Here is a 19514-nt window from a genome sequence, read left to right as displayed (position 1 = left end):
CCCGACCACTACTGACCTGCGGGACGACTCGCGTTCGCGGCGCCTGCGAACGCGAGCCGACCTGTCCTCAGATGTCAGCCGACCAGGACGCTGCGGCCGCCGTAGCCGTCGTTGTCCGCGCCCCCGTGGTGGGCGGGCTTGGTGAAGTCGACGTCGTCCGCGTCGGCGCCGCCGCCCGGCTTGTGACCCGGCTTCGGCTGGACCGTGACGACCACAACCGTGGTGTGGTCGTGCCGGTGGCGCCACGGGAGGTCGAGTTCGTCGTCGAAGTCGAAGTCGTCGTCGACCCCGAAGTCGTCGTCGAAGTCGAAGTCGTCGTCGATCCCGAAATCGTCGTCGAAGAACGCGGCGTCACTGAAGCCCGGGCCATCACACGGGTGGTGATTCGTGGCCGCCTGGGCCGCGGTGGCCGGGAGGAAAAGTGCACCGGCGGTGACCGCGCCGGCGAAGGCTGCCTTCAACAGAGCTGACGACATGCTGTAACCCCTTCTCAACTCGATGAATGGACGAGATATCCGCGCGCGGAATGTCCAGCCAGACAACGATCTTGAGGGACGTGAGGGTGCCCACAATCAGGCGCATTCACTACAGCGGTAAGGCGGGCGTAACTCGTTCAGGGGTCAATCGCGGAAATGGACACCGAGCACCCGCCGGTGGCGGATCATGCGCGGTCCGGAACGCCGCGCCGATCCTCCGGTGTTCGGGAGACGGGCGGTGCCGCCGGGCGTCGTACCTGCCCGGCGGCACCGTATGAACCCACCAGATGATCAGCGGCAAACTCGCGGCAATAGGCCTCCCGGTTCAGAATCGCCGCGGATGAAGCGGTGTCGAGATCAGCGGACCGGGGCGGGTGCGTGGTTGTCCGGGATGGGCGCGCCGGTCCCGAACCGCGGCCGCGGACCCGGGGCGGGGTGGCCGCCGATCGGACCGCGCGGCGGGCCGGGGTGACCGATGACCGGGCCGCGCGGCCCCGGAACGGGGTGACCGATGACCGGGCCGCCCGGGTGACCGAACACCGGACGCGGGTGGAAGGGCCGGTAAACGCCCGGCCAGATCGGCCGGAACTGGGTCGGGAATCCGCCGATGGCGCGGAACGGACGGACGAATCCGATCCGGTTCCAGTTGTTGTCGCTGTCGACCTGCAGGGCCCACGCGCCACTGCGCAGACCGATGCGGATGAGGCTGCAGTTGTGCACGTCCCACTGACCCGTCCGCTCGCCGAAGCGGCCGGCGAGGTCGCAACCCCGCAGGGTCCGGTAGTAACCGACGACCTGGTCGCCGGAGCGCCACACGACCTGGTGAGCACTTGCCGACTTGTGCTCCGGGGCGCCGTGCCCCGGAGCCGCGTTAGCCGGACCGGCGCCGGTTGCCAGCGCGGCCAGCAAGCCGAAGCCGCCCATTGTCAGGATGCGGGTGAGCTTTTTCAAAGCAATTCCTTTCAGATGGTGTCGGCGGTGCATTTCGAATAGGAAAACGCAATTCCTGCTACGCCGGTCGTCGTCGTAATGACCGCTACCGGCTGGCCGAACGGATGAGCTATTTTGTGGTTGCCCGAGCGCTCTGGGAAAATATGAGAAATACTTGGATCGAGGAAACGTGAACTTCCCGCGATCGTGGGGTGGCTCGATCGGCGTAGTACGAACGGTCGGCCTGGTGAGCCGATCGCCCCGTTCCGCCGGACCGTCCCGACCACTTCGATCACCGAAATGCGGACCGATGGTTGACTGGGCGTTCGTGGCACCCTGTCGGTCCTAACTCGAACAGCTTGCATCTCGGATTTCTTGCCCTATTGCGTGGCGGCGGTTCCGCTGCTAGAGGTGCGGTCAATGGTCGGAAATAGACTGTTATAACCGAAGAGGTTCTTCTGGCATGTTTATGGCATGTGCGGAACATGGGTAGCTGTCGGACCTCGATCCCCGGTGGCGGGAAATCGGCGCCCTGGGTGATCGAAGCGCCAGTGGATTCGGCAATCCCGAGCTGCCCTCCAGGGGTAGGGCCAGCTGCCGGGCAGGCGACACGCGACGAGGTATCGGACGTTCATGGAAAACAGCACCATTGCCCTTCCCGCACGGTGGCGGGCGGCCTATCAGGCGGCGCTCCTCCTGCTGGAGAGTGACCAGCCGTACAACGATCCATCCGATGCCGTGGCGCGCGCCCGAGTTCAGCGGCAGCGCACCGGCACCCGCAGATGGATTCGCGAGCAGAAGATGCTCGCGAAGGCCGGCTCACTCAGTCCGATCCAGATGTTCTTCATCGCCCAGATCCCGGACAACTGGCGAGAGGTAGATCTTCGCCGTCGGCCGCGCCGCAAAGGCTGACGCCGGTCTCCCCAGTGGCGGCGGGCTCAGTGGCGCCCGGCTCGGTGGGCGGGCCGGTCCGGCGCGAGCGGCGCGACCGGACCGCCGGGCAGTTGCAGCTCGGCGTCCGCTGTCTCGCCGGCGGTAGCGTGCTCGATCCAGAGCGCGCGCAGCTGAGCATGCATGAAAGTGGCAAGTCGTTGCCGATACTCGGCGTCGAAATTGGTCAATGCCTCGATCTGGTTCTGCAGCGCCTGACGTTTGATGTCCAGGCATCCGACCGAGTCCTCGTAACGCAGCTGCGCCTGAAGGTCCAGCTGCTCGGCGCGTTCATGGCCCTGGGCCACGATTCGGGCGGCCTCGGCCCGGGCTTCGGCAAGCACCGCCGCCGCCTGCTCCCGAGTCGCGGCGGCCTGCGCCTCGGCATCCCGATTGCGCAGCTCGGCCGCGGCCCGGGACCCGTCGAGGAGCCGGTCGGCCTCGAGACGGACCTCGTCGGCGTACGAGTGAGCCTCGTTCGTGATCTTCTCGGCCGTGGCCAGCGCCGTGGACCGGATCTCCTGCGCCTGCCGGTTCGCCGCCGTGATGTGGTTCTCGGCCGTGCGCTGGGCCAGCGCCAGGACCTGGAGCGCTTCGTCCGGCGACATCAGCGCCTCGGAGTCTGTTTCGACCGCCGGGGTCGAGGACTCGGCCGGCCCTCGCTCCGCCACGACCGGGTCCGGAATCGAAACCGGGACCGAGCCGGACGCTGGGGCTGATCCAGACGCCAAGACCGAGCCGGCCGCCGAGACCGATCCGGCCGCCAAGATCGAGCCGGCCGGTAAGACCGAGTCGGCCGCCGGGGCCGAGCCGGCCGCCACGCCGGGGGGCGGTTCGGTAGCTGGGACCGGGGCCGAGCCCGAGTTCGAGCCCGGAACCATCGCACTGCCGATCACACTCATGATCCGTTCCCGTCCGGCAGGTAGCCGCTGTAGTAGACAGTGCCTGGCCCCGCCGTGGAGGCCAGGGGCGAGGCGATGCGGTGCTCCGGCCGAGCCCGCCAGGCGCGCACGCCGAGCCGGACCAGACCGAGGTATTTGAGGGGCAGGACGAACGTCAACTGGCCGACCGCTTCGAACGGGGTGAGCAGAAGCCACGTCCAGAGCTTCCGCCGGCCGGTCATCGCCGGGCGCCGGCTCAGGTAGAGGCCGGTCGCGGCGTACCGCACCAAGAGATAGAGCGCCGCGTACAGCGGGATCGCCGGCCAGCGCCCCCCGTCCCGACCGACGCGGACCGCGACGACGGCGAGGGAGCAGCCGATCACCGACGGGACGAGGAGCAGGTGGATCAGCGCGAACAGCCGGTAGCGGGCCCCGGTACGGCGGTCCACCCCGGCCAGCGCTATCGGGATCACCCGCCACCAGGACGTCGACCAAGACCGGAGCTGCCGGTACGCGGTACGCCGGTCGGCCGCCACCGCGGTCCACGCAACCGCTCGAGGGACCATGACGATCTTTCCGTCGAGAGCGGCGTACGCGGCGAAGTGATTTTGGTCCTGGCTTGCCGCGTGGTGGTTTTTGTCGTGGCTTGCCGAATGCCCGAAGGGGATGCGGGCCCGATAGAGAACCGGGCGGACGGCGGCGAATCCGAGCATGCGGATCGACGAGTGCCAGACCGTCGCCAGGACGGACCCGGCACCGGCGTTCAGGTCGGCGAGCCGGCTGAGGAGGTCACGTCCGCTGTGCCGGGCGACCACGAGCCCGACCGTCGCCTGGACCTGCGGGCGCGAGAGCTCCCTGAGCTGATGTTCCAGCGACCGCTCCGCGAGAACGCAGGACGCGTCCAGGATCAGTACGAAGTCCCAGTCGTCCGGCCGCAACCGGTCGAGCACGTAGCGCGCGGCGGCCTGGCCGCCGGCGTTCGTCGTGCGATGCCAGCGGACCCGGGGATGCGAGAACGGCTGCACCGGATGGTGGGTCGAGCCGGCGTCGACGACGTGCACTTCCTGAACCTCGACCCCGCGCTGATTCAGGATGGACCAGACGCAGGCATGCAGATCGGTCGTGGTCTGCTCATGGGCCGAGACGATCGCGACGATCGGGCCGGACGCCATCGGCTTGACGCGGGCGCCGCGGCCGAGGGCGGCGTGGACGCAGAGCGACAGCGTCGCGCTGCCGATCAACCAGCCGCCGAGGCCGGCCGGCTCCGGGACGAGGTGACGCAGGAGCACCGTCGCGAAGATCAGGCCGAGGACGACGGTTCCGGCGATCGGCCCGTACGCAAGCCGTACGCGATTGCCGACGGCCTCGTTGATCTGTTCTGAAGTTTGCACGGGGCCGGTCGGACCGGCGTCGGTAGGCATGCGGCATAACCCTTCGGATCGGACCAGGCGTGCGGTTCGGCGGGGCCGGTCTCGGTGCGGGCCCGGTCTCGGTACGGGGCCGGTCGGGGGCAGAGCGGCAATGCAGCCGGGATGCGCGGGCGCAACAGCGCGACGAAGTCCCCGGCGCGAATGCTGGCAAAATTGCGCAAAATTGGCAAAGGCGTTCAGCGGATAACGCCGAAATTCAGCCTTTCAGCGTCGCCTTCGAGTGCCTCCCGGCGCGACGCCTACCGCAGTCCTCATCCGTTCGGACGGCGGTGAATCACCGAAACGCCGAGCCTTTCGGAAGGCACCGGATCGGTGGTGTAGCGCGGCAATACGGCGTCCGAGGTCATTCTTGCGGTTGGACCGGAATGGGCGTGCCGCCGAATGCCTTCGTACTGTTCGCGTGGTTGAACAGATCAAGCTTCGTGGCCGGGAGCGCGCCATGATCCGTTCAGCCCGAGGGAGTCGAGCCTTGCGAAAAGCCAACCTCAGCGAAGGCCACCGCGCCCGGGTCCGCCCCGCCGACGACCCTCGGCGAGCTCTCGCCCAGCACCTGGCCGCACGATTCGTGGCGTCCGGGGACCGCGACGAAGCAATGATCCAGACCGCCACCAGCGAGATCCTCGACGTCGAAGATCGCCTCGGCCCGCTGGGACCCGACTTGCTCCCCGTGGTCGTGCCCCTGGTCGTCAAAGCTCTCCGCCGGCACCGGCGCGAGCAGTTCCGGACGCCCCGGCAGTTCGCCTGCGCGCTCCCGGGCCTGCAACTCGCCATCGCCTCCGCCGAGAGCGACATGTACCGCCGGCTGCGCCGTTCGCCCACCATCGACGAGATCGCCGGCTACCTGGGCCTGGCCGAGCACCAGGTCATCGCCGGTCTGGAAGCCGGCTGGTCGGCCTGCGCGAGCCGGCCGGCAGCGCCCTGAGACTCGACGCGCAGGCTCGGCCGATCGGTCAGCCGCGGGTATCTCAGTGACCGAATCCCGAGGTTGCCCGATGCTAGTTACTAATCACGCAAGAAGCGGTTCGTGAAGCGAGCTGGGGGCCATTTCCGCGTACCGGTCCACCCTTACCCGGCGGTTCTCGGCGACGGTGCGCCGGCGGGAGTGTCAATCGCGATGCGAACCATCCGGGGACTCCTGGGATCGGCAGCGGGAGTCCCCGGTTCACGCCCTCGTGACAATTACATCGAGAAGTATTCGCACTCGAGCTAGCAGGTGAAAGATGACCGCCCCCGAGAACGCCTTCCTCTTCGTCGCCCTGATGTTGGCAATCTTGATGTCCAGCGCCTACGCCCTGGGCCGGATCCACCAGTGGCACAAGAACGGCCTCGAACGGGACGAGGCGTACCGTCGGGGATACGACAAGGCCTCCGTCTCCATTCTCGGCATCATGACCAGCCAGAAACCCGCCGCCGTCGAGAAAACCCGCCCGGCGCTGGTCGGCCACGCCCCCGTCCTGACCGCCGAACGGCACACGCGTAACCGCCGGACGCCGATCGACCGCCCCCAACCGCGCCCCGTCCGGCGCGCCGAATACGAGCACCACGGCGTTTGAGCTTTCCCGCCCCGTCCGAGGATGCGGCAACCTCCTACGCAGACTCGGACGGCGAAAGGGTGACCCTTCCTCGCCGAACCGGGAGGGTCACCCTTTTCGCTTTCCGGTCGGCGAGAAGACCCGCCGAATAAATAGGATGATCGGCGGAAACGACCGTCCGCAAGTCGCGCATCGAGACCAGGAGGGTTATTCAGGGCCGACCTCCAGTAGTACCCTGCCGCACGTCAGCGGCTCGGTCTCCACCGCTCTGAATAATCCTCTAGAGGCGACATTTTACGATGACGTTTCAAGACTTTAAGATAACAAAATGCTGATCGGTGAGAGCAATTCCCTCGAGGCCATCGCCTGCATGCTGCTCGGGGTACTGTGCGCCTATGGTTGCGGTCGCATCCACCAGTGGTACAAACACAGCCTGGAGCGAGACCGATCATTCCGCGAGGGCTACAGCCACGGCTACCACGCACTCTTCGCCTACGCCGCCCGCCACACCGGCCGCGCCACCAGCCTGCCGAAGGCTGACCGCCCCCGCCCGCACAGCCGCCCGTGACGTGCCGCAAACGCCGACAGATGGTGCCCGGCAGTGGTGCCCCCGGCTAGAGACCAACCTGCACCAGCCGACAGGCAGACCGAGACGCCTGAGCTGGCGCTTTTCCGTCCGAGAGCTGCTGGTATGCGGCATCAGCTCGTTGCAGGTTGGCCGACCGGACGCACCCAGACGAGTCCTGAGACGCGCCACCAAGACACCGCTCCAGCGAGCGTCGTGGCCGATCATCTCAGTGACCCCCGGCCGACGGGCCTCTGCCAACGGTTCCTCACTGCGGCAGCACCTCGATCACCTCACGCTCTGGGCTTCCTACCGCGCCGCAGTGCTCCCAAGCGCTCAATATCTGCGGCATGTGAGGGCGTTGCAGCGAGAGATCGTGATCTACCGTGAAGTCGTGTTCGCGGACCGTCGGGGATTGCCATGACAGACGAGCCGACCTGGCCGTTCGAGAAACTGTCTGCTCTACGGCTCGGCCGACGTCTGGCGGTTGAGGTGCCTGCTTTGGATCCGGGCCGGCGTGCCTTCGTCGACATCACGCCGCACAAGGTCGACCGGGATGAAGAGGCTCGCCGCGAGGGATGGAGCCACACAAGCACAGTCCGGTCTTTCAAAGTTGAGCACCGTGAGTACAGCGCAGACCTGCTCGATGGATTCGACTACGACGTCGGATCGATCCTGGTGCGAAGCGCCAGCGCAGCCAACGAGTCCGAGCTGTTGACCGTTCTGCGCGAGTGGCAACTCGGCCCACATGAGTTTCAGTACGCCTGGGACACCGCGGACCCTCGGTAGCTCGGCCACCTTTCATCACCGTCCGCCTCGTGCGGATTGCGGCAAATCCGGATGTCGGCTGCGGCCTAATCAACGTTCACAGAGGCGCTGTCGACCTCGCGGGACTTGCCTACGCGCCTGGCAGGCTCCGCTGGCGGCCGTCATGGCGAGTGAACTTGTGGCGAGGCATCCGCAGGCGCATTCCTCTCCGACGATGAACTGTTGGTGATTCGCCTCGTAGATGATGTCTGACGACCGCGGCGGGCAGCTTGGACGCCGGGGTACTGCCGGGTAGGGAAGAGGTCGGCGAGTGCCCTGATCAGCTGCGCCCGTTCGCTTGGCTTGGTGCCGCGAAGGGCGACAGTGAGGGCTACGAGTTTCGTAAGGGAGTACAGGGCAAGGCCGCCGAGAGCGAATACGGCGTAGGACGCGACCACAGGAGCCTCCGACAGCAAGTAGGCCGCGCCCGCCCTTGGAACGACCTAGCGCGGTGAACTGTCGGAGGTCTCTTCCGCCGTCGGAGACGACTACCGGACCCGGGAGCCGCCCGGGTCAGGGGCGAGTCCGTGTTGACGAGACCGGTACGAGGGAATACTCCCCTCCTACCGACATAGCATGCCACGCCACACGAGCTGTGCCAACGGTGAGTATTGATGGATTAGCTGAGGGTATCCGTCGCGGACTGTCGCAGGCTATTCGGAACGCAACGAAGGAAGACGGCGACAGCTCGCCACACCTAACGATCCGCGCGCCACTTCGGCCATCCACGCTCGCCGGGACCGCTGGCAGGGCGTACCGAACGTAACGACAGCACAGGACGCGATGCGCGATCTGCGGCAAATGAGTGCGGCGATTCGTACCCGGTTGCGGCTCGAACGACCTCGGCGAACAAGCGCAAGGATGCCTGTTCTTGATCGAGTCCCGACGCTTCGACGACACGGGCGCCGGCGAACGCCGAGAACCCCGTCGAGGAAACGATCCAGCATCCCGCTCTCCCACTCGGTCTCTCCTGTCGACCGGACGTCAGCCAGCACAACACAGAAGAAGCGCGTGAAATCCTCGTGTGTCACGCAGTCGGGACACGTCGGGATCAATCATCAGCGAATCTTCGGCGAGGGCAAAACTCCCGCTGCCCCCTGCTTTGTCTTAACCAATTCCTGTCATGAGTCGATCCAGCGCTGTCGAGTATTCGCGATACGATTTCGCCACTGGTTCACCAAAAACCTTCGCCAGTTTTGGTGCGAGGTCCAAGATCGAATTACTTACCTCCGCGAGGCTCTGGAAGAGGCGTAAATGACGCCCATGGGATCGCGGTAACAAGCCGGCCGTAGATACGGCTCGGGTTATCGTGACGATACCCAGATTGAGTTCGATTCCGGTCAGATGTGAACCGCTCGCATCGCCATCATCCTTGAACCATTTTGGCGCTGACCGTTGCACCTCTGATAGTAGATCTGACAATTCTGAGATCTCGACAGCCCTGGCCATGTCTTGTAGCTCTCGACTCCACCTGCGGAACCGGATCGCAGGTGGCGAATTTCGCAAATTAAGGACTTCGTCAATAATGTTTGATGGACCTTGGGCCCGCTCCAGAACCGTCGCGAGGAAGAGTGGAATGCGTACGGCCACAGTATGTTGCCCCAGTAGTCTGTTCAGCGCTTCGACCTTGCGAGCCCTAATGTTCGCTAAATCTTCCGCGAAACGTTCCCCGACGTACGCCAAACTAAAACCGTCGTTCATGGAGTCGTACGCGACAAATGCGGTTCGCAAGGGATGCGGTAGATATGCGATGTCCATGGAGTCGGCGAGTCGCTGGTAGTAGATTGCGGCGTGAATGTTCTTAAGGAGGGGATAAATTGCCACATTCCATTGCCCTGGGGCTCTATTCATCATCGCACGACCGAAGGCGCTGCTGACGAGACTCCGCTCGCGCTCCCAGCCGATCTCGCGCACTCGCATCAGGCTCTGCTCGAGCTTTTCAAGTTCTACAAACAGTGCTACTTTCTCGGTCGATGGATCGACTTTCCTACCTGAGTGATACGACTCCCAGGCGCCTATCTCATCTGGCGTCAAGGGTGGGACAGTCTCGCCGGGGTCAAAAATCGTGGGATCGGCGAAGCCGAGCTTGTGGTATTCGTCTGTCATTTTAATATAGGCGCCATCAATAGAAGACTCCAGTAAGGCCGTAACGTAATTGGTGAAGCCTTCCGATGCAACGATGCGGTCAAGTGCATCCGTGGCGCTCAGCATCGTTGACGTGCGAACATTGAGTGGCAGCGCGCATTCTAGAGTAACTCCTCGAAGATCACGCATAGCTAGATGCGACTTTTCCTTATAATCCGCGTGATACTGCCAAGATTGGGACCACGCCTGATCTACGATGATGTTTTCATGCAGAACAAGCGATTGAACTAACTGGGCCAAGCAGGAAATGTCAACTGCTATTCGAATGCTGTCATAGCTTGCCCTCAAGTCGCGAGATGCGTGAGGAGGGTAATATGATGGATATTCATTCCGCTCGGTCCGCAGCATTCGCAGTGCACCGTGCATGGTCATGTTGTCCAACCAGACAGCACCTCGGTTATTGTGACTCATCGCAGCGACAAAAGGATCAAATGACATAACCGCTCCCGTTGTAGCCTTCCGGTGTCCGCGAGATCCTCAGAGAATACCGCCAAGGGCGTCGCAGCCGGAAGTTTGTACCCGGGCGTCGGACGGCTTACGCAACTTGCTCCGAAATCCCAGCGCAGCGGTTGACCCTCGATCAACTCCACAAGCTGATCTACAGGATCCCTGCCCATGCTTCCTCAACTCTCACTCCCCGCAGCATTCCTTCATATCGACCAATTACTGATTAATGGGGCTCTTTAACCATCGCACTCACATCGGCAGAATCGCTCGCTCTGGCCTGTAGCCCGCTGTTATGTGCCGGATGCCATGTAGGCGGCGAGGATGTAGTTGGGGTGCCGGTCGAGGTTCTTGCGAGCGCGGTCGTAGCGCATGGTGGTCTTGGGATCGGCGTGGCGGGCGGCTATCTGTACGTCGCGGAGGCTGACGCCGGCGTCGAGCATCGTGGTCACAAAGGTGTGGCGCAGCATGTGCGGGTGCATCCTCGGCATCCGGATGCTGGCGGTGGCGGCGAGGTGCTTGAGCCGGCGGGTTGCGGCGTGCCGGTCCATCCGGGCGCCGAGGGTGTTGCGCAGGATCGGTCCGCTGAGGCGTTCACCGGCGGCCCGGTCGATCGCTCGGGCCACTGCGGGTGGCAGCGGGACGAGTACGACTTTGCCGCCCTTGCCGTGGACGCGCAGCACACGGTGGCCGTGCTCCTCGCCCAGGTCGCCGATGCTGGCGCCACAGGCTTCGAAGATCCGCAGGCCGAGCAGGCCCAGCAGCGCGATCAACGCGAAGTCGTTCGGGTTGTTGGACTGCCGGGCGGTGGTTATCAGTGCCTCGAATTGCAGGTGTCCCAAGCCAAGGGTCGGTGATTCGGCCGGCACGGTAGGGCGGCGGACGTAGTCGGCTGGGGAGTGTTCGAGGATCGCGTCGATGACGCAGACTCGGTAGAAGCCGACCACGACCGACAGCCGCCGGGAGACCGACGAGGGCTGGTATTGGCGTACCTCCTGCATCCAGCACACGTACCGCTCGACGTCGACCCGACGCGCGGTCAGCGGGTTAAGGTCCTGGTCGGTGCACCAGCGGAGGAATACGCGCAGGTCGGAGTCAGTGTGCACGCGGGTCTGGCCGCGGTAGCGGCCCAGGAAGGCGGACGCTGCGGCCCGCACGACGAGTTGATCGGACGAGACGACACCGGACATGGATACAGCAGAGGCAGCCATACCCCACCGTGCGTCACCAGCGAGGATGAACGCCAGCACGCTCGGAGCGGCAGATGAGTACACGCCGCTCGCACGTGAGACTCGCCGGTCCAGGGATGTCGGCTGGAATCGACGCATTGCGGCACGGGACTCGCTGAGCCGACACCGCTAGTGTTTGGCCATGCAAGCAGAGCCCGAGCTTCCCGATGAGTCCCGTGAGGAGTTGCGGCACGCCTTACTGGACGAGTCCCTCGTCGCGGCGCGTGTCCAGTACATCTCGACGGTACTTGCGGTGATCGTCAATATCGAGGACTGGCTCGCCATCGACTCGTGGCTTGGCGGTGGCAAGGTCGACGACACCGAGCGGAGTGAAGAGTTCGGTGTGGCCTTCTCCGAGTTCCGAGCAGTGTCGACAGTGGTGTCCATGGCGGCCGAGCTGGCAGAGGCTGCTGTTCTGATGGTAGAGAAGCGTCGCTTTTACGCCGTTGGCGCAGTGCTCCGCCAGCTCATTGAGTGCGAGTATTTGCTGAGCATGTTCGACGAAGATCTCGATCACGCTCGGAGATGGCGGGAAAGCACGCCGGATGAAGTGCGTGAGTCTTTCACCCCTGCGAAGATGCGCAGGATTGTCGGCAAGTTCTCCAACGAGGAGTACTGGAATCATTGCTCAGCCGGCGGTCATCCTGCTCCAAAGGGAGCCCGGCTGTTGGAGAAGCTCGACCCCGCGCGTCAGGCTTGGCCGTACTCCGCAGCCGAGCTGACGATTGACCTCGGACTTCACCTGCACAGGATATGGACAGCCATCGACGCACTACTTGTTAAGTACCACAGCCGGTACGAACGAGTCCGAGCCGAGCAGCGGCGCTTAGCCGAAGACGCATGGACGCATTGGCGAGAGGCGGACGTGGTCGTTGCGGCGTTGACCGAACGTCCGAGCGTGAGCTGACCAAGAACCAGTGAACGCTCTGGAAGCTGACTCCAGTGCGGTTCCTCGCATACTGGCGGAAAACCGGCTGTCAAACGGATCCCAGATTTCGCACCCTTATCGCGGGAGATCCGGATGCCGATGCGGCTCGATGCGATCGAATGTCGTGAACTGAGATATTGAGGGACGTACGGTTGGACCGTTGCTACGAAATTCCGCCGAACACTGTCCGTCCTTCATTGGCGGCCGCCCGGTAGAAGGCGCCGATGGCATGCGAGATGGTTTCTGATTCCTGCCCCGGAATCCACCATCCTTCGGCAGCAAGGCCGTCGGCGATCTCTGCCGCTTCGTCGGCCGTCACTTTGAACGCGTTGCCGTATCCGAAGTCGTAGTCGATCTCGACACCTGTGCCATGCAGGGCACGCCGCATCCAGGGAAACCCGAACGGCTCCTTCTCGACTTCACGAGCTATGCCGAGGTAGTCCTCGAGGAATAGATCGCGGTCCTCGTCGATGGCGGCGATGTCCGCGTCGAGTCCCGCCGACGGTTCGTCCTCGTCCTCGGGCCACAGCCTTTCCAGGAGGTCAGGATCGGCCTCTATGCGCTCGGCGAGCGCCGGAGGGACCTTCGTCAGGCAGAGGCTCATGCTCACGAACCGACCCTAGCGGAGGGCGACCGCACTGTGGCCGGTTTGCTGCGCATGCCATGCGCAGCGCCCGCATCGCGGCAAATGAGGATACCGTGCGGATCGTTATCCGGCCTTAATCGGAAGGCGCTCGAACCCGTCCGTATGGCCGTTAGCGTGTGCTGATGGAGTCCTCGCGGATCGCGCTTGGTGCGGTCTTCCGTTGGCCGCACGACGAACGGCCCGGCAGGATACTTGTTTACGACGGCTCAGTGGTGATGTATGACTCCTGGTGGCCTCACCTCAGCAACTGGGGCTTGGCCGATCTTAGCGAGAGCCGGCGGGGAATCGTGAACTACTACGTCACCACCTCGTCGGTAGTGGCGATGAAGGCCTCTTATCTGCGGGAGGCTCCGATATCCCCCGAGGAGGCGTCACTGCACCGCCCGGATCTACCCTTCGCGGTCATGCGGGAGCAGCGGCTAACCTGGCCGGTCCAAGCATCCGAAATCTCTGCCTTTTCTGGCAGCTTCCCCGCTGACCAACACGTCTTGTCGGCGCCCGAGGTGTACCTCAGTCCCTTCGGTCCCAAAGGGGGACTCAAGAAGGGCATTCGGATCAGCGCCGAGGATAAGACCGGGTTCACCGCGCAGGAACTGATGCGCAAGGCGGCTGACTTGCAAGTAGCGCATTCTGGACGCGTCGGCGCCGTCGTGGGTGTTGGTATCTATCGTCTCGGCCTGTGCTGGGGACGTCCAGCCTTCTATCTGCGGGGCGCCACTCCTGAGCATGAGGTCGACTAGGTCATCAGTACCCCCGCTCGTGCTAGAACGCCTCCCTGACAAATTAGGTGGTAAGTCACTGAGCGCGTCGCGTAGATTACAATCGCGCACACTCGGCGGCAATCCGGATGCTCGGCTACGGCCGGACTCTCGGACTCTCGGACTCATATTCTTGATCAAGCTAGCGCCGCTGTACCCGCAACCGCCCGACGGCTCGCCTAACGCAGCCACTGCCAGACTGCCAGCGCGCCTTGTCGGCGGCATGAGAGTGCGGTTGATCTTGATGATTTCCGGCGCCGGTCGCTGTTTCCAGCACTGCATACTGCGTTTGCGGCAGCGGAGTAAACCGTTGCAGCGCCGTTACGAATTGGATAGGCCGCCCTGCATGATCGCCTTCGTGGGTGACCGATTCAAGAAGCGCTTCTTGGTCTCCACGACTACGGCACGGGCGGCTTGCGACGGTAGATTCACCACCGATCCAGGAGGCGTTGACACGGTTCCGCGATGGGCGAGTTGGCCGAGATCGGCATCGATGCCACGATCATATCGGCCGATTTGGATGACCTGGTAGGGGTAGCCCTCGGCGGAGATCCTGGTCGCCGACGGGCATAGCGGCAGCCCGTTCCACGACCAGGCAGATCGCCAAGGCGGTCGGCAACCGCGGACCGCATCCAGGCCGATGTCGTGCGCCCCGCGCGCAGGAGTTGGACGCTTTCCTGCCGGGCAAACACGTCGACTTTCAGCGACCTGCCACGCTTCGGCTGGCAGGGCGGATATACAGCATCCGCCCTGCCCTTCTATCGACCGGCATGGCTTCCCGACAGCACCTAGTGGATCAACGAGCGTACGGGGACCAATGAGGACCTCGAGTGGTTCACTTCGGGATCGGCCAAGACCCTGTGAGCGGTGCCCACGATTCTGTCAGCCAACTCGTAGCCAGCCATTCTCCGTACCGGGTGAGTCAGGTTCCCCGCCAAGTCTACTCGAACGAACAACGGCCCGGTCCGATGTCCGGCGGAGGCCAGATGGCGTTTCCATCCGAGTACCGCCGCTACCGGGCAGATGGCCTGATTGGCTCGGCTCGGGACGGTGACGTATTGCGTCGGCCGAGCCAATCTCCGGTACAACCTCAGCTCTAAGTTCCTGGCCTTGGACATCACGTCGTCGATGTCCAGTGCTGCGATGTCCGTAGGCGTCAACGCGATGTGGCAGGTCAACCCCAGAAGGACTGCAGCCCGATCCCGGAGCCGCTCTGCGGGGTTATCGGCGGCATATCGCCGGCGGCCGCCAGCCCGAGAACGGTATTCAGAGCTGTCCTGGCCCAGTGTTTGCTCCAGCCGGTGCAGTAGTTCATCGGACACGGGCGCAGGAGCAGTTGGAGGCCCCGGGTGGGTGTCGGACGAAGGGCGTGTGCCCGGTCTACTGTTCGCGCGGGAAAGTCTGACGCGGCACTTGGTACCGCACGTCCGGCGCGGACGGCCTTGCTCAGATTGCACCATGAAGGAACCGCACGCGGCGCAGAACCAGTGTTGCAGGCCGAGCCGGGATGCGAGTGCCAGGAAATTCTCGACGCGGCCGGCTCGGCGTAGGTCCTGGAGCTTCGCTGAGATCGTCTCATCCTCGCGTAGGACGGCGATGAGTCCGACGAGACGTGCTCTTACGTGCGCCTTATCCACATTCAGCGCGAGGGCCAGATTCCGATCCGACATCTCGAGGCCAATGCTGCCGAGGATGATGTTCCGGTCGGTCTCGTCGGCAATCCGCCGCCGAAGCTCGGTCAGTAGCGCATCACCGGCCAGGTCGCCGATGGCGGATTCTCCGGTATCGTCGGCTGGGCGCCTGTTCGCGTTGTTCATTTCCGATCCTCCGTGGTCGGACTCTTCTTCGATCGGCCGGACCGGCTGCGTCGCGCCCACGGCAAAAACATCCGCAGCGGGTCGATCAGCGTACCGAGCGCGTGGATGACAGATTCGACATCGTCCGGGGTGGACTTGTCGAGCGCCCGGCGGGCGATCTGGTGGATCAGCAGCGCGGTGATCGCTATGGCGACGAGCGCGCTGACCGCGATCAACGCGGCCATGACAACGGGCAAGGGGGCGAACGCGGTTCCTTCGGGCATCGGACCTTCCTCGGATACACGAAAGGCCCTGGTCGCCGATGCGACCAGGGCCTTTCAGACAAGCAAAAAGCCTCGACAGGAGTCGAGGCTTCGTGTGCGGGCAGATTGCTGCCGCTGCGCCAAACCCTACGTCAAGATCGTCTTAACGCCAAATGCCCAGGTCGCCATAGGTATCTCCGCCCGGCAGGGGAGCGCAACTTTCATATCATGGCCACCATCGATATCCGGTTCATACGTTAAGCGGTAATCGCCTAGAACATTCCATTTATTCCTTGTGGAACGGCGCCGACAGACGACCGCATTCCCTGCGCGTGCTAGATCCATCGTGGTAACCCATGCTGTTCCGGCAGCGCGAACGACACAGCCACCGGCTGGCTTCCCGCAATAGCGCGGCATCGGCTCGGTCGAACCGGACCAGAACCAAGCGATCCGGCCTGACTCCGCACGCGCCGGCATAGATAGAGATCGGTCGACCAAATCTGTCTGATTGAACGCACTCAACTCGGCAAATCCGGACGTTGGGGTGCTGTCGTGGAAGATCGATCAGCCTCTGTGAGGGCGGCAAGACAGTCGGCGTGTCGGCTGCTGTCTCGTCTGGCCCATCCCCGCCCCGTTCTCGAAGCGACGAGGGAACGGTTGACGTGGGCCGACCAGAAGGACAGCACATCAGGCCGGTGTTCGCCGAGCAGATCGTCGAGCGGTTCGGCCTGGGCGCCTTGCTTCAGATGATCGAACCGCGGCGGGCCGGCAAACAGAAGGGACGAGGACTCGCCCTGGAAGGCCGGTCGAGGATCACCACTGCCTGGCGGGCCCCTGCGCTCGGAGTACACCGGTGCCCCGGGCCGGAGCCACCGGCCGTCCCGATCACGGCATCGCGAAGCTCACCTGCACGATCAGTGACCGCCCGATCGCTGGGCGTTGTTGCAGTTCTGTGACGTGCCCCCGGCAGGAATCGAACCTGCGACACACGGTTTAGGAAACCGATGCTCTATCCCCTGAGCTACGAGGGCCTGCGGCCCACATCGTACCGACCAGGCGATACTCGCGGGTGGTCGGGCGTGCCCTCTGGTGCCCATGGGGTGGATTTGTAACGGTTTGGCCGGCGGTCGGGGGCGTGTGGAGCGAATTCGGAGCACATTCGGTCTGCTGCCCGGCGGTGCCTGCGCGTGCCCAGCGCTGATCTCTGTCACTACCTGCTCGCCGAGCACATCCGGAGCACTCGTGATGTCTTCCGAGCTGGGAAAACACCTTCGGCCGTCGACTTGATGTTCGCGCGGGGTCACGCGATCGTTCGTGCACCGGTACCGCGGGGTGCGCCTCCTGCGGCAGCGTCGCCGGGCACCTCGCGCACGAGGTGCCCGGCGCGTGGCTTTCGTCCCTACGATGAGTGGAGTTCGGCGAAGATCGGAGCGTTCGTCGCAGTACTGATACGAATGCTCCGCCGGTGAAGTTCCGTCGTTGGTCGGAGCACATGTGAGCAAGCTTCGAGTCGGGCGTGTAAGGCGGTAAGCGGCAACCACGGGCGCCCAGCGCTGATCCTCGGCGCGTGGTCCTCCGGTAAGGCATCCCTAGCCGCAAATCGAACATCCCATGCCCCGCACACCGAACATGAGGTTGCCGCATCTCGAAAGTGTCCGCCCCCGCAGATCGAAACCCTGGCGCTATCATCAGGTGGTGCCTACGCCGGACCTAGTGCCCCGCCGCGTTGCCGTGCAGGTTGACGCCGCTCTGGCTGACACCCGTGTCGTCCTGATCAACGGAGCTCGCCAGGCCGGTAAGAGCACGCTGGTCCGCGTTGTCGCCGGCGATCGACTCGCCGAGCGCCGTGACCTCGACCGGACACAGGACCGGGCCGCCGCGATCGCTGACCCGGTCGGCTTCGTCGACTCCCCGGAGTTGCTGGTCATCGACGAGATCCAGCGCGTTCCGGAGCTGCTGCTGGCGATCAAGGCGGCCGTCGACGAGGACCCGCGTCCCGGCCGCTACCTGCTCACCGGCTCGTCGCGGCTGTTCGGCATGGTTGCCGCCCCCGACGCGTTACCCGGCAGGATGGAAACCGTCGAACTCTGGCCGTTCTCCCAGGGCGAGATCGACACCGAGCCGGACGGGTTCATCGATGCCATCTTCGCCCTCGGCCCTGACCTGCGACACGAATCGACGGTGACCCGGGCCGGCTACGCCGCCAGAATCGTGCGCGGAGGCTTACCCGAGGCGACGACTCGAGACGATCCGCGCCGCCGCCAGCGGTTCTTCGATGCCTACGTCCAAGCACTCATCGACCGCGATGTCCGGCAGCTGTCCGACATCCAGCACAAGGGCGAACTGCGCAAACTGGTGCGCCTGCTCGCCGCCAGATCCGCGACCATCATCGCTGCCAACTCCTTGGAGTCGGCGCTCGGACTGAGCCGGCCGACGGTGGCGCGTTACCTCCAGGCATTGGAGGAGATCTTTCTGGTCAAACGAATCCCGGGCTGGTCCCGCAATCTCGGCACCCGAGCAACCGCCGCCGCAAAATTAGTCTTCGTGGACTCGGGTATCGCCGCCAACGAACTCGCCACTGATGCTCGCGCTCTGCTCAGGCCGGGGGCGCCGTTCGGCCCGCTGCTCGAATCGTTCGTTCTGTCCGAGCTGTCCCGCCAGCTCACCTGGTCCGAGCAGCAAGCCGACCTCTCCCACTACCGCGACCAGAGCAGGTACGAGGTCGACGCCGTCCTGGAGAACAGGGCCGGCCGCGTCGTCGGCATCGAAGTCAAAGCCGCCACTTCTGTCGGCCTTGATGACTTCCGCGGGCTGCGCCGACTCGCCGACCGCCTTGGCGACGACTTCATCGCCGGCATCGTCCTCTATACCGGCACTGCCACCCTGCCGTTCGGAGACAAGCTCCGCGCCATGCCGGTCAGCAGCCTCTGGCAGGTTCCCGCTCCGGCTTGACCGGCCACCGGGTCCCGCCTTTTCGCACTCCTGGAGAGCGACTTACCCGCCTGTCGCGTCGGCAGCGCGCTGATCAACGATTCGTGGCGCTCGAGGTCAAGCTGCTCCGTCGCAGTCCGCCTCCGACGGGGGAGCCCAGCGAATCGATGAACATCAGCGGCAAGTCGGATCGAGGACAGAGTCGGGCGGGCGACACAATTACCGTGAGTATGCACGGCATCGACGGAGCGAGAGGGGGCGGCGTGCCAATCGTGGCGAGTCTCCAAGGTCCGTCCATCCAAAGGAATGCGATCAAGGACGGCGCGAAATACGGTGCGCCGATGACTACGAGCGCCAACTCCGTCATCGCCGCCATCGAGGCCCGCCGTCCGGGCCTGAAACTTGCCAAAAAGCACTCGCTGTTGTTCTTCGTCCAGGGCCATCACATCGCCCACTTCGGCAGTCCGCTGTTCGACGAACCCATCACCGCCACCGACCGCGGTGTCTCAGTTCCCGATGCCGACGGCAGCCCGGCCGAGCAGCCGGACAGCGAGGGCCCGCTCAACACCATCGGCTACGTCATCGAGCGCTACGGCGCCCTGTCGCCGGCCGACCTTCGCACCCTCATCCAGTCATCGCAGCCGTGGCAGGCCGCGACCAAACCGGGCGGCGGCGGGCGCATCGACCCGGACATCCTGCGTGACTGGTTCCGCCGCGACGACGAAACCAACGACCCCGACGACGAACGGCCCAACCGGGCCGAACGAGCCCAGGCCGACGAACTCTGGAAGACCCACAAGGCGCAGCAAGCCTCCTGACCTAC

General features: G+C 64.5%; 18 protein-coding genes and 1 tRNA gene. 9 read left to right on the top strand and 10 right to left on the bottom strand.

Annotated features, from left to right (window positions below; translation table 11 throughout):
* Positions 1-74: 74 nt before the first annotated feature.
* Together Afe05nite_RS10265 and Afe05nite_RS10260 are read right to left on the bottom strand one after the other, a co-directional pair.
* Positions 75-476: a hypothetical protein gene (locus Afe05nite_RS10265; protein WP_203816764.1), complete on the bottom strand. Its 402-nt coding sequence runs from the start codon at positions 474-476 to the stop codon at positions 75-77.
* Between the two features lie 357 nt (positions 477-833).
* A complete protein-coding gene (locus Afe05nite_RS10260) occupies positions 834-1427 on the bottom strand; it encodes a hypothetical protein (RefSeq protein ID WP_203816763.1) in 594 nt (197 codons plus the stop codon).
* A gap of 612 nt (positions 1428-2039) precedes the next feature.
* On the opposite strand from Afe05nite_RS10260, the gene Afe05nite_RS10255 reads away from it, so the two are divergent.
* Positions 2040-2318 carry a hypothetical protein gene (locus Afe05nite_RS10255; RefSeq protein WP_203816762.1) on the top strand — a complete coding sequence of 93 codons (279 nt, stop codon included), beginning with the start codon at positions 2040-2042 and terminating at the stop codon, positions 2316-2318.
* A gap of 26 nt (positions 2319-2344) precedes the next feature.
* On the opposite strand, the gene Afe05nite_RS10250 is transcribed toward Afe05nite_RS10255, so the two are convergent.
* Both Afe05nite_RS10250 and Afe05nite_RS10245 read right to left on the bottom strand, forming a co-directional pair.
* Entirely contained in the window at positions 2345-3007 is a 663-nt protein-coding gene (locus tag Afe05nite_RS10250) for a DivIVA domain-containing protein (RefSeq protein WP_203816761.1), read from the bottom strand.
* 227 nt (positions 3008-3234) lie between these two features.
* Positions 3235-4638, bottom strand: a complete 1404-nt coding sequence (locus tag Afe05nite_RS10245; protein WP_203816760.1) for a glycosyltransferase family 2 protein — start codon at positions 4636-4638, stop codon at positions 3235-3237.
* Positions 4639-5116: 478 nt separating this feature from the next.
* Between Afe05nite_RS10245 and Afe05nite_RS10240 the strand changes: the two genes are divergently transcribed.
* The 4 genes from Afe05nite_RS10240 to Afe05nite_RS10225 all read left to right on the top strand — a co-directional run bounded on the left by Afe05nite_RS10240 (position 5117) and on the right by Afe05nite_RS10225 (position 7533).
* Complete coding sequence (locus tag Afe05nite_RS10240) at positions 5117-5569, top strand: hypothetical protein (protein WP_203816759.1); 453 nt, start codon at positions 5117-5119, stop codon at positions 5567-5569.
* Positions 5570-5867: 298 nt separating this feature from the next.
* Complete coding sequence (locus Afe05nite_RS10235) at positions 5868-6200, top strand: hypothetical protein (RefSeq protein ID WP_203816758.1); 333 nt, start codon at positions 5868-5870, stop codon at positions 6198-6200.
* A gap of 307 nt (positions 6201-6507) precedes the next feature.
* Positions 6508-6747 (top strand): hypothetical protein, encoded by a 240-nt coding sequence (locus tag Afe05nite_RS10230; RefSeq protein WP_203816757.1) that lies wholly within the window; start codon positions 6508-6510, stop codon positions 6745-6747.
* A 417-nt stretch (positions 6748-7164) separates the two neighbouring features.
* Complete coding sequence (locus tag Afe05nite_RS10225) at positions 7165-7533, top strand: hypothetical protein (RefSeq protein WP_203816756.1); 369 nt, start codon at positions 7165-7167, stop codon at positions 7531-7533.
* Positions 7534-8658: 1125 nt separating this feature from the next.
* Here the strand turns inward: Afe05nite_RS10225 and Afe05nite_RS10220 are convergent.
* On the bottom strand, positions 8659-10077 hold the full coding sequence (locus Afe05nite_RS10220) for a hypothetical protein (RefSeq protein WP_203816755.1): 1419 nt from the start codon (positions 10075-10077) through the stop codon (positions 8659-8661).
* 356 nt (positions 10078-10433) lie between these two features.
* The gene (locus Afe05nite_RS10215) at positions 10434-11330 is read right to left on the bottom strand and encodes a tyrosine-type recombinase/integrase (RefSeq protein ID WP_203816754.1); all 897 of its coding nucleotides are present in this window, start codon (positions 11328-11330) and stop codon (positions 10434-10436) included.
* Positions 11331-11511: 181 nt separating this feature from the next.
* On the opposite strand from Afe05nite_RS10215, the gene Afe05nite_RS10210 reads away from it, so the two are divergent.
* Positions 11512-12276 carry a hypothetical protein gene (locus tag Afe05nite_RS10210; protein WP_203816753.1) on the top strand — a complete coding sequence of 255 codons (765 nt, stop codon included), beginning with the start codon at positions 11512-11514 and terminating at the stop codon, positions 12274-12276.
* Between the two features lie 184 nt (positions 12277-12460).
* Here Afe05nite_RS10210 and Afe05nite_RS10205 read toward each other — a convergent pair whose 3' ends face one another.
* Complete coding sequence (locus tag Afe05nite_RS10205) at positions 12461-12907, bottom strand: hypothetical protein (RefSeq protein ID WP_203816752.1); 447 nt, start codon at positions 12905-12907, stop codon at positions 12461-12463.
* Between the two features lie 158 nt (positions 12908-13065).
* Between Afe05nite_RS10205 and Afe05nite_RS10200 the strand changes: the two genes are divergently transcribed.
* A complete protein-coding gene (locus tag Afe05nite_RS10200) occupies positions 13066-13683 on the top strand; it encodes a hypothetical protein (RefSeq protein ID WP_203816751.1) in 618 nt (205 codons plus the stop codon).
* 806 nt (positions 13684-14489) lie between these two features.
* On the opposite strand, the gene Afe05nite_RS10195 is transcribed toward Afe05nite_RS10200, so the two are convergent.
* From Afe05nite_RS10195 to Afe05nite_RS10185, 3 genes are all read right to left on the bottom strand, one after another.
* The gene (locus Afe05nite_RS10195) at positions 14490-15518 is read right to left on the bottom strand and encodes a hypothetical protein (protein WP_203816750.1); all 1029 of its coding nucleotides are present in this window, start codon (positions 15516-15518) and stop codon (positions 14490-14492) included.
* Complete coding sequence (locus Afe05nite_RS10190; RefSeq protein WP_203816749.1) at positions 15515-15781, bottom strand: hypothetical protein; 267 nt, start codon at positions 15779-15781, stop codon at positions 15515-15517. Before Afe05nite_RS10190 ends, Afe05nite_RS10195 begins: the two co-directional genes overlap by 4 nt.
* A gap of 937 nt (positions 15782-16718) precedes the next feature.
* Positions 16719-16791: transfer RNA gene (locus Afe05nite_RS10185), tRNA-Arg, on the bottom strand.
* 664 nt (positions 16792-17455) lie between these two features.
* On the opposite strand from Afe05nite_RS10185, the gene Afe05nite_RS10180 reads away from it, so the two are divergent.
* Both Afe05nite_RS10180 and Afe05nite_RS10175 read left to right on the top strand, forming a co-directional pair.
* Positions 17456-18712: an ATP-binding protein gene (locus Afe05nite_RS10180; protein ID WP_203816830.1), complete on the top strand. Its 1257-nt coding sequence runs from the start codon at positions 17456-17458 to the stop codon at positions 18710-18712.
* 83 nt (positions 18713-18795) lie between these two features.
* A complete protein-coding gene (locus tag Afe05nite_RS10175; RefSeq protein WP_239117697.1) occupies positions 18796-19509 on the top strand; it encodes a Panacea domain-containing protein in 714 nt (237 codons plus the stop codon).
* Positions 19510-19514: the final 5 nt, after the last annotated feature.

The sequence above is a fragment of the Paractinoplanes ferrugineus genome, from assembly GCF_016862195.1.
Classification (GTDB): domain Bacteria; phylum Actinomycetota; class Actinomycetes; order Mycobacteriales; family Micromonosporaceae; genus Actinoplanes; species Actinoplanes ferrugineus.
This window is presented reverse-complemented; position numbering and strand designations above follow the sequence as displayed.